The 9,925-nt window shown below is 72.4% G+C and carries 10 protein-coding genes; all 10 read left to right on the top strand.

Features of this window, described 5'->3' with window-relative positions; all coding sequences use genetic code 11:
* Positions 1–77 precede the first annotated feature (77 nt).
* Positions 78–866 (top strand): ABC transporter ATP-binding protein, encoded by a 789-nt coding sequence (locus ACFPZI_RS33290; RefSeq protein ID WP_381370904.1) that lies wholly within the window; start codon positions 78–80, stop codon positions 864–866.
* Between the two features lie 359 nt (positions 867–1,225).
* Positions 1,226–2,149, top strand: coding sequence for a squalene synthase HpnC (gene hpnC, locus ACFPZI_RS33285; protein ID WP_381370903.1), 924 nt, complete (start codon positions 1,226–1,228; stop codon positions 2,147–2,149).
* Positions 2,146–3,096: a presqualene diphosphate synthase HpnD gene (hpnD, locus tag ACFPZI_RS33280; protein ID WP_381370902.1), complete on the top strand. Its 951-nt coding sequence runs from the start codon at positions 2,146–2,148 to the stop codon at positions 3,094–3,096. Before hpnC ends, hpnD begins: the two co-directional genes overlap by 4 nt.
* Positions 3,096–3,236 carry a DUF6380 family protein gene (locus ACFPZI_RS33275; RefSeq protein ID WP_381370901.1) on the top strand — a complete coding sequence of 47 codons (141 nt, stop codon included), beginning with the start codon at positions 3,096–3,098 and terminating at the stop codon, positions 3,234–3,236. Before hpnD ends, ACFPZI_RS33275 begins: the two co-directional genes overlap by 1 nt.
* Positions 3,233–4,702, top strand: a complete 1,470-nt coding sequence (gene hpnE / locus ACFPZI_RS33270) for a hydroxysqualene dehydroxylase HpnE (RefSeq protein WP_381370900.1) — start codon at positions 3,233–3,235, stop codon at positions 4,700–4,702. Before ACFPZI_RS33275 ends, hpnE begins: the two co-directional genes overlap by 4 nt.
* Before the next feature lie 62 nt (positions 4,703–4,764).
* Positions 4,765–5,838, top strand: coding sequence for a polyprenyl synthetase family protein (locus tag ACFPZI_RS33265; protein ID WP_381370899.1), 1,074 nt, complete (start codon positions 4,765–4,767; stop codon positions 5,836–5,838).
* A 119-nt stretch (positions 5,839–5,957) separates the two neighbouring features.
* The gene (gene shc, locus ACFPZI_RS33260) at positions 5,958–8,045 is read left to right on the top strand and encodes a squalene--hopene cyclase (RefSeq protein ID WP_381370898.1); all 2,088 of its coding nucleotides are present in this window, start codon (positions 5,958–5,960) and stop codon (positions 8,043–8,045) included.
* Positions 8,045–8,686 (top strand): phosphorylase family protein, encoded by a 642-nt coding sequence (locus ACFPZI_RS33255; protein WP_381370897.1) that lies wholly within the window; start codon positions 8,045–8,047, stop codon positions 8,684–8,686. The genes shc and ACFPZI_RS33255 overlap by 1 nt, the downstream gene beginning before the upstream one ends.
* Positions 8,687–8,691: 5 nt before the next feature.
* Positions 8,692–9,714 carry an adenosyl-hopene transferase HpnH gene (gene hpnH / locus ACFPZI_RS33250; RefSeq protein ID WP_381370896.1) on the top strand — a complete coding sequence of 341 codons (1,023 nt, stop codon included), beginning with the start codon at positions 8,692–8,694 and terminating at the stop codon, positions 9,712–9,714.
* Positions 9,715–9,718: 4 nt separating this feature from the next.
* On the top strand, positions 9,719–9,925 hold a 207-nt coding region (locus ACFPZI_RS33245; RefSeq protein WP_381370895.1), incomplete at its 3' end, for a flavodoxin-dependent (E)-4-hydroxy-3-methylbut-2-enyl-diphosphate synthase.

Raw genomic sequence — 9,925 nt, 5'->3', positions numbered from 1 at the left:
GTTCGCGGTGGGCTGGGCGCTGCTGGCCGGCGTGATCGGCTTCATCTACTTCTGGAAGGCTGAAGAGAGGTACGGCCGTGGCTGACGAGAGGACGGACACCCACATCCCCACCGTCATCGCGGACGACCTGCACATCGTCTACCGCGTCAACGGTGCCCGCGGCGGCCGCGGCAGCGCCACGGCGGCGCTCAGCCGGATGATTCGGCGGGGCAAGGACGACGAGGCACGGGGCGTGCGCAAGGTGCACGCCGTACGCGGGGTCTCCTTCGTCGCCCACCGGGGCGAGGCCATCGGCCTGATCGGCTCCAACGGCTCCGGCAAGTCGACCCTGCTGCGGGCCATCGCCGGCCTGCTGCCCGCCGAGGAGGGCAAGGTCTACACCGACGGCCAGCCTTCCCTGCTCGGCGTCAACGCGGCCCTGATGAACGACCTGACGGGCGAACGGAACGTCATACTCGGCGGGCTGGCCATGGGAATGTCCCGCGAGCAGGTCCGGGAGCGCTACCAGAAGATCGTCGACTTCTCCGGCATCAACGAGAAGGGCGACTTCATCACCCTGCCGATGCGGACGTACTCCTCCGGCATGGCCGCCCGGCTCCGTTTCTCCATCGCGGCGGCCAAGGACCACGACGTCCTGATGATCGACGAGGCCCTGGCCACCGGCGACCGCAAGTTCCAGAAGCGCTCCGAGGCGCGGATCCGGGAACTGCGCCAGGAGGCGGGCACCGTCTTCCTGGTCAGCCACAACAACAAGTCGATCCGCGACACCTGCGACCGCGTCCTGTGGCTGGAGCACGGCGAACTGCGCATGGACGGCCCGACCGGTGAGGTGCTCAAGGAGTACGAGAAGTTCACCGGCAAGTAGCCCGGCCCGCCCGGACCCCGCCGGAACTGGCCGACGGGGTCCTGCGTCTGCAAAGGAAACGTCAACTCCTGCCGTGCGCAGGAATCTTGACAGCGAGTGGTGCGTTGTCCCGAGGCGCGGGGACACCCCGGCGGTCCGTATCGCGCTGTACAACGTAAGCTGGACCGGTCCCTAAAGATGGCAATCAGGGTCATAACGCGTGACACCGACCGGCGACCCGGCCGGGCGGCAGTGCGGGCGGCGTGTCCGAAATAGTGTGTATTGGGTCGGCAGTGTAGAACGGGAGATGTGACGGCAATGGCTACGGAGACTTCCCTGCTCAACGCAGTATGTGCCGTCCCCGCCCAGGGCAGCCCGTGATGACGCGAACCGGCACGACGCGCGCGGCCGACCCCGGGCGCGCCCTCCTGGACACCGAACGCGCCACCCTCGAGAAGGCCGCCGCCGAGAACTTCCCGGTGGCGCCGTTCTTCCTGCCCAGAGCCTGGCGCGCCGACCTGATGGCGGTCTACGGCTACGCCCGGCTCGTCGACGACATCGGCGACGGCGACCTGGCCCCCGGTGGCGCCGACGCCGAACTGCTCGGCGTCGCTCCCGACCGGGCAGGCGACCGGACGGTGCTGCTGGACGCCTTCGAGACGGATCTGCACCGCGTGTTCGACTCGGTTCCGCGCCATCCGCTGCTGCGCCGGCTCCAGCCGACGGTCCGCCGCCGCGGCCTGCCCCCCGAACCCTTCCTCGGCCTGATCGCCGCCAACCGCCAGGACCAGGTCGTCAGCCGCTACGAGACCTACGACGACCTGCTCGCCTACTGCGAACTGTCGGCCAACCCGGTCGGCCGCCTGGTCCTCGGCGTCACCGGGACCTCGACCCCCGAGCGGATCCGCCGCTCCGACGCGGTCTGCACCGCCCTCCAGATCGTCGAGCACCTCCAGGACGTCACCGAGGACCTCGGCCGTGACCGCGTCTACCTGCCCGCCGAGGACATGGTGCGCTTCCACGTCGACGAGGCGGATCTCGCCGCGCCGCACGCCGGCGCGTCGGTGCGCGCACTGATCGCGTTCCAGGCGCAGCGCGCCCGGGAGCTCCTGGACGAGGGCGCTCCCCTGGTGGGCAGCGTCCACGGCAGGCTGAAGCTGCTGCTCGCGGGGTTCGTGGCAGGGGGACGGGCGGCACTGGGCGCGATCGCCGCCGCCGAATACGACGTACTTCCCGGCCCGCCCAAGCCCGGCAAGGTCCGGCTGCTGCGCGAGGCCGGCACGACGCTGCGAGGAGAGGGGTGATCCGGGCCGTGGAGCCGGACACACACACGTCGGCGCCGGTGCTCGCCGCATACCGGTACTGCGAGGCCGTCACCGGACAACAGGCCCGGAACTTCGCCTACGGCATCCGGCTGCTGCCGACGCCCAAGCGGCGCGCGATGTCGGCGTTGTACGCGTTTTCCCGGCGCGTCGACGACATCGGCGACGGCGCGCTGCCGGACGACGTCAAGGCCGCCCGGCTCGAGGACACCCGGGCGCTGCTCACCCGGGTCCGGGACAGGGCGGTCGACGAGGACGACACCGACCCGGTCGCCGTCGCCCTCGCGCACACCGCGCAGCACTTCCCGGTCCCGCTCGGCGGCCTGGACGAGTTGATCGACGGCGTTCAGATGGACCTGCGCGGCGAGACCTACGAGACCTGGGACGACCTGAAGGTCTACTGCCGCTGCGTCGCCGGCGCCATCGGACGGGTCTCCCTCGGCGTCTTCGGCACCGAACCCGGGGCACGGGGCGTCGAACGCGCCCCCGAGTACGCCGACACACTGGGGCTCGCGCTCCAGCTCACCAACATCCTCCGGGACGTCCGGGAGGACGCCGAGGGCGGGCGCACCTATCTGCCCGCCGACGACCTGGCCAAGTTCGGCTGCTCGGCCGGCTTCAGCGGGCCGACCCCGCCGGAGGGCTCCGACTTCGCCGGCCTCGTCCACTTCGAGGTGCGCCGGGCCCGCGCCCTGTTCGCCGAGGGCTACCGGCTGCTGCCCATGCTCGACCGGCGCAGCGGCGCCTGCGTCGCCGCCATGGCCGGCATCTACCGCCGTCTCCTCGACCGCATCGAGCGCGAGCCCGAGGCCGTGCTGCGCGGCCGGGTCTCCCTGCCCGGACGGGAGAAGGCCTACGTCGCGGTGCGCGGCCTGTCCGGCCTGGACACCCGGCACGTCACCCGGCGGACCGTCAGGAGGCGCGCCTGATGGCCACACCACTCCCACCCGGTGGCGCCGCCGGTAAGCGGTGCGCAACCCTCCGCCGCGGCCCCGCGTCCTTGACCAGGACGGCCGGCCACGCACCGATCCGGCGGCGCGGCGGCCGGGCAGGGGAGGGCGCGCCATGACCCGGGTCACCAGCTTCGAGGGCCGCCTCGCCGGCGACGACGCACCGGCGAGGCGGCATGCCGTCGTGGTCGGCGGCGGGCTCGCCGGCGTCACCGCCGCGCTCGCGCTCGCCGACGCCGGCGTGCGCGTCACCCTGCTCGAAGGCCGCCCCCGGCTCGGCGGGCTCGCCTTCTCCTTCCAGCGCGGCGACCTGACCGTCGACAACGGCCAGCACGTCTACCTGCGCTGCTGCACCGCCTACCGCTGGTTCCTCGACCGGATCGAGGGGGCGGCGCTGGCACCACTGCAGAACCGTCTCGACGTGCCCGTGATCGACGCCGACCGGCCCGAGGGGCGCCGGCTCGGCCGGCTGCGCCGCGACCCGCTGCCCGTACCCCTGCACCTGGGGCGCAGCCTCGCCACCTACCCGCACCTCTCGCTCGCCGAACGGGCGAACGTGGGCCGGGCCGCGCTCGCGCTCAAAAGACTCGACCTCGCCGATCCCGCCCTCGACGACCAGGACTTCGGCAGCTGGCTGGCCGCGCACGGCCAGTCGCCGCGCGCCGTCGAGGCACTGTGGGACCTGGTGGGGGTCGCCACCCTCAACGCGGTCGCGGGTGACGCGTCCCTGGCGCTCGCCGCGATGGTCTTCAAGACCGGTCTGCTGTCCGACCCGGGCGCGGCCGACATCGGCTGGGCCCATGTCCCCCTGGGCGAACTGCACGACCGGCTGGCCCGCAAGGCGCTCGAATCCGCGGGCGTCCGCACCGAGGTCCGGACCCGCGTCACCTCCGTCTCCACGGACGGCAACGGAGGGTGGAGCGTCCAGGTGCCCGGTGAGACGCTCGACGCGGACGCCGTCGTCCTCGCCGTACCGCAGCGCGAGGCGTACGACCTGCTGCCCGCGGGAGCGCTCGACGACCCCGAGCGGCTGCTCGGCATCGGCACCGCGCCGATCCTCGACCTCCACGTCGTCTACGACCGCACGGTGCTCACCAGCCCCTTCTTCGCGGCCCTCGGCAGCCCCGTGCAGTGGGTCTTCGACCGCACCCGGGCCTCCGGCCTGCGGGAGGGGCAGTACCTGGCCGTCTCGCAGTCGGTCGCCCAGAACGACATCGACGAGCCCGTGGCCGTGCTGCGCGAGCGCTACCTGCCCGAACTGGAGCGCCTGCTGCCGGGCGCCCGCGGCGCCACCGTGCGGGACTTCTTCGTCACCCGGGAGCGCACCGCCACGTTCGCCCCCGCTCCCGGCGTCGGACGGCTCAGGCCCGGCGCCCGCACCAAGGCTCCCGGCCTGTACCTGGCCGGAGCGTGGACCGCCACCGGGTGGCCCGCGACCATGGAGGGTGCGGTCCGCAGCGGCGTCGGCGCGGCGGACGCCGCGCTGAGCGCCCTGGGCCGGCCCCGCCCCCGCCACCTCTTCGCGTGGGACGGGGCGGCCGGCCGCGGCGCCCCGGGCCCCGCCGTGCGAGAGGGGCTCCGGTGAGCGCCGACGCACCCGCCGCGGCGGGCCCCCGCACCCCCGGTACCGCAACAAGAGGAGAGACTGTGCCCACTGTGCCCCCGGCCTCGAAGGCCGCTGGAAGGACCGCGGCGGACGTGCCCGCGCTCCTGGAGCGCGGCAGGACACTGGCCATGCCGGTACTGCGGGCGGCCATCGACCGCCTGGCGCCCCCCATGGACACCGTCGCCGCCTACCACTTCGGCTGGATCGACGCCCAGGGCAGGCCCGCCGACGGCGACGGCGGCAAGGCCGTGCGCCCCGCGCTCGCCGTGCTGTCCGCCGAGGTCACCGGCGCCGCCCCCGAAGTCGGCGTCCCCGGCGCGGTCGCCGTCGAACTCGTCCACAACTTCTCCCTGCTGCACGACGACCTCATGGACGGCGACGAGCAGCGCAGGCACCGCGACACCGTCTGGAAGGTGCACGGTCCCGCCCAGGCCATCCTGGTCGGCGACGCCCTGTTCGCCCTCGCCAACGAGGTGCTGCTGGAACTCGGCACCGTCGAGGCCGGCCGGGCCACCCGCCGGCTGACCACCGCCACCCGCGCCCTCATCGACGGCCAGGCGCAGGACATCTCCTACGAGCACCGCGACCGGGTCGGCGTCGAGGAGTGCCTGGAGATGGAGGGCAACAAGACCGGCGCCCTGCTCGCCTGCGCCAGCTCCGTCGGCGCGGTGCTCGGCGGCGCCGACCCGCACACCGCCGACACCCTGGAGAAGTACGGCTACCACCTCGGCCTGGCCTTCCAGGCCGTCGACGACCTCCTCGGCATCTGGGGCGACCCGGCGGCCACCGGCAAGCAGACCTGGAGCGATCTGCGCCAGCGCAAGAAGTCCCTCCCGGTCGTGGCGGCGCTCGCCGCGGGCGGTCCGGCCTCCGAGCAGCTCGCGGGGATTCTCGCCGCCGACGCGGGCAGCAGCGACATCGCGAACTTCTCCGAGGAGGAGTTCGCGGCCCGCGCGGCCCTCATCGAGCAGGCCGGCGGACGGGAGTGGACCGCCGGGGAAGCACGTCGACAGCACACCATCGCCATCGAGGCCCTCGACGCCGTCGACATGCCCGACAGGGTGCGGGAGCAGTTCACGGCGCTCGCGGACTTCGTCGTCGTACGAAAGAGATGATCACTATCGGTCGAATAGCCCTCGCGTAGTCGCCGGCCGGTGTTGCGGGGAGTACGGCACCGGCCGACGGCGGACCCACAGCAGACGCACACATTGCAGGACTGCACGAAGGGGAAGCCATGACAGCGACGACCGACGGAAGCACCGGGGCGGCCCTGCCGTCCTCGGTGGCCGCGGCCAGCGACACCGACACCGACATCCCCGTGGCGGCCGGGGCACCCGACATCGCCGCCGGCGCCATGCGGCGCGCCACCGAGTTCCTGCTGTCCCGCCAGGACGACCAGGGCTGGTGGAAGGGAGACCTCGAGACCAACGTCACGATGGACGCCGAGGACCTGCTGCTGCGTCAGTTCCTGGGCATCCTCGAGGAGGAGACCACCCGGGCCGCCGCCCTGTTCATCCGGGGCGAGCAGCGCGAGGACGGCACCTGGGCCACCTTTTACGGCGGGCCCGGCGACCTCTCCGCCACCATCGAGGCGTACGTCGCGCTGCGGCTGGCCGGCGACCCGCCGGACGCCCCGCACATGGCGCGCGCCGCCGCCTGGGTCCGCGACCGGGGAGGGGTCGCCGCCTCCCGGGTCTTCACCCGGATCTGGCTGGCGCTGTTCGGCTGGTGGAAGTGGGAGGACCTGCCCGAACTCCCGCCCGAGCTGATCTGGTTCCCGTCCTGGGTGCCGCTCAACATCTACGACTTCGGCTGCTGGGCCCGCCAGACCATCGTCCCGTTGACGATCGTCTCCGCCGAGCGGCCGGTACGGCCCGCCCCGTTCCCGCTCGACGAACTGCACACCGACCCGGCCAGGCCCAACCCTCCCGGACGGATGGCGCCGGCGGCCAGCTGGGAGGGCGCCTTCCAGCGGCTCGACAAGGGGCTGCACGCGCTGCGCCGGGCCGTCCCGCGCCGGCTGCGCAGGGCGGCGATGAACACCGCGGCCCGCTGGATCATCGAGCGGCAGGAGAACGACGGCTGCTGGGGCGGCATCCAGCCGCCCGCCGTCTACTCCGTCATCGCGCTGCACCTGCTCGGCTACGACCTGAACCACCCGGTGATGCGCGCCGGACTCCAGTCCCTCGACCGGTTCGCCGTGTGGCGCGAGGACGGCGCCCGGATGATCGAGGCCTGCCAGTCCCCGGTGTGGGACACCTGCCTCGCGACCATCGCCCTCGCCGACGCCGGTCTGCCCGCCGACCATCCCCAACTGGTCAGAGCCGCCGACTGGATGCTCGGCGAACAGGTCGTACGGCCCGGGGACTGGTCGGTGCGCAGGCCCGGACTCCCGCCCGGCGGCTGGGCGTTCGAGTTCCACAACGACAACTACCCCGACATCGACGACACCGCCGAGGTGGTCCTCGCGCTCCGCCGGGTCAGGCACCACGACCCGGAGCGGGTGGACAACGCCATCGGCCGCGGGGTCCGCTGGAACCTCGGCATGCAGTCCCGCAACGGCGCCTGGGGCGCCTTCGACGTCGACAACACCAGCCCGTTCCCCAACCGGCTGCCGTTCTGCGACTTCGGCGAGGTCATCGACCCGCCGTCGGCCGATGTCACCGCGCACGTCGTGGAGATGCTCGCCGTCGAAGGGCTCGCCCACGACCCGCGCACAAGACGCGGCATTCGGTGGCTGCTCGCCGAACAGGAGCCGGACGGCTCGTGGTTCGGACGCTGGGGTATCAACTACCTCTACGGCACCGGGTCCGTGGTGCCCGCGCTGGTCGCCGCGGGCCTCCCCGGCTCGCACCCGGCCGTCCGACGGGCCGTGTCCTGGCTGGAGTCGGTCCAGAACGACGACGGAGGATGGGGCGAGGACCTGCGTTCCTACCGCAACTCCCGCGAGTGGAGCGGCAAAGGCGCCTCGACTCCCTCGCAGACCGGGTGGGCGCTGATGGCCCTGCTGGCGGCAGGCGAGAAGGAGTCCGCGGCCGTCGAACGCGGCATCGCCTGGCTGGCGGCCACCCAGCACGAGGACGGCTCCTGGGACGAGCCCTACTTCACGGGCACCGGGTTTCCCTGGGACTTCTCCATCAACTATCACCTCTACCGACAGGTCTTCCCGCTCACCGCGCTCGGTCGGTACGTGAACGGTGAGCCGTTCACCAAGCCGCCGGCGGAGGTGCCGGGGGCGGGTACGGCGGGTACGGCGGGTGCCGGTGCGTTGGGCGCCGGTACACAGCAGCAGCAGCGGCCGGCCGAGGCGAAGGGCAGTTGATGAGCCCCCGAGCGGCCCCGGCGCCGTTGCTGATCGCCTGCGCGCTCGGCATCGAGCGGCTCGCCCTGTGCGGGAGGGGCCGCGGCGGCACCGGCGGGCCGGTCACCGTCCTGCGCACGGGCATGGGGCCTGCGGCGGCCGAGCGCTCCGTCACCCGGGCGCTCGCCGGCCCGGCGCTGGGCGACGCCGCCGTGCTGGCCACCGGCTTCTGCGCCGGACTGGCCCCCGGGATGCACCCCGGCGACCTGGTGGTCGCCGGGGAGACCCGCGACCCGCGCGGCAGCGTGCCGTGCGTCGGGACCGGCCTGCTGGTGAAGGAGCTGGCGCGGGTCGCGCCGGGGCGCACTGTCCACACCGGGCTGCTCACCGGCTCCGAGCACGTGGTCCGGGGGCACGAACGGTCCGAGCTGCTCGCCACCGGCGCAATCGCGGTCGACATGGAGTCCGCGGCCACGCTCCTGAGCGCCGTCCGCGCGGGTGCGCGCCCCGTTGCGGCCGTACGGGTGGTCGTGGACGCTCCTGAACATGAACTGGTCCGGATCGGCACGGTGCGCGGTGGAATATCGGCTTTCCGCGTTCTTCGTTCCGTTCTTCCCGTGTATCTCGAATGGCACCGTTCCTTGTTGCTCCCCAGGAGGTGAGCCAGATGGCAATGCCGCTGCGTCAGTCCATCAAGGTCGCTACATACTTGGCCGAACAGAAGCTCCGTCGGCGGGACAAGTTTCCGCTGATCGTCGAACTGGAACCGCTCTTCGCCTGCAACCTCGCCTGTGAGGGGTGCGGGAAGATCCAGCACCCGGCCGGGGTGCTCAAGCAGCGCATGCCGGTCGCGCAGGCCGTGGGTGCGGTGCTGGAGTCCGGGGCGCCGATGGTGTCGATCGCCGGCGGCGAGCCGCTGATGCATCCCCAGATCGACGAGATCGTGCGCCAGTTGGTGGGCCGGCGCAAGTACGTGTTCCTGTGCACCAACGCCATGCTGCTGCGCAAGAAGATGGACAAGTTCACCCCGTCGCCGTACTTCGCGTTCGCCGTGCACATCGACGGGCTGCGCGAGCGGCACGACGAGTCCGTCGCGAAGGAGGGCGTGTTCGACGAGGCGGTGGCCGCCATCAAGGAGGCCAAGCGGCGCGGCTTCCGGGTCACCACCAACTCGACCTTCTTCAACACCGACACCCCGCAGACCATCATCGAGGTGCTCAACTACCTCAACGACGACCTCAAGGTCGACGAGATGATGATCTCGCCCGCCTACGCCTACGAGAAGGCCCCCGACCAGGAGCACTTCCTCGGTGTGGAACAGACCCGCGAGCTGTTCAGGAAGGCGTTCGCCGGAGGCAACCGCCGCCGCTGGCGGCTCAACCACTCGCCGCTGTTCCTGGACTTCCTCGAGGGCAGGGTCGACTTCCCGTGCACCGCGTGGGCGATCCCGAACTACTCGCTCTTCGGCTGGCAGCGCCCCTGCTACCTGATGAGCGACGGCTATGTGCCGACGTACCGGGAGCTGATCGAGGAGACCGACTGGGACAAGTACGGCCGCGGCAAGGACCCGCGCTGCGCCAACTGCATGGCGCACTGCGGCTACGAGCCCACCGCCGTCCTCGCCACCATGGGGTCACTGAAGGAGTCCCTGCGCGCCCTGCGCGAGACGGTCTCGGGAAACAAGGAGTGACGCGATGACGGCTGTCTCCCTCGGGGTCCCCGAGGTGCCGGTCCGGCCGCTCGCCCCGCGCCGCAGGAGTCGGCGGATCCAGGTCGGGTCGGTGGCGGTGGGCGGGGATGCGCCGGTGTCGGTGCAGTCGATGACGACGACGCGTACGTCGGACATCGGGGCGACGTTGCAGCAGATCGCGGAGCTGACGGCGTCGGGCTGTCAGATCGTG

Source organism: Streptomyces chlorus (assembly GCF_042655885.1).
In the GTDB taxonomy this organism is placed as follows: domain Bacteria; phylum Actinomycetota; class Actinomycetes; order Streptomycetales; family Streptomycetaceae; genus Streptomyces; species Streptomyces chlorus.
The sequence above is the reverse complement of the archived record's forward strand: the minus strand, read 5'-3'. Positions and strand labels throughout refer to the sequence as shown.

Excerpts from the sequence above, each read along its gene's own strand:
- hpnH (WP_381370896.1), top strand. The coding sequence starts at position 8,692 with ATGGCAATGCCGCTGCGTCAGTCCATCAAGGTCGCTACATACTTGGCC.
- hpnE (WP_381370900.1), top strand. The coding sequence starts at position 3,233 with ATGACCCGGGTCACCAGCTTCGAGGGCCGCCTCGCCGGCGACGACGCA.
- ACFPZI_RS33255 (WP_381370897.1), top strand. The coding sequence starts at position 8,045 with ATGAGCCCCCGAGCGGCCCCGGCGCCGTTGCTGATCGCCTGCGCGCTC.
- hpnC (WP_381370903.1), top strand. The coding sequence starts at position 1,226 with ATGACGCGAACCGGCACGACGCGCGCGGCCGACCCCGGGCGCGCCCTC.
- shc (WP_381370898.1), top strand. The coding sequence starts at position 5,958 with ATGACAGCGACGACCGACGGAAGCACCGGGGCGGCCCTGCCGTCCTCG.
- ACFPZI_RS33275 (WP_381370901.1), top strand. The coding sequence starts at position 3,096 with ATGGCCACACCACTCCCACCCGGTGGCGCCGCCGGTAAGCGGTGCGCA.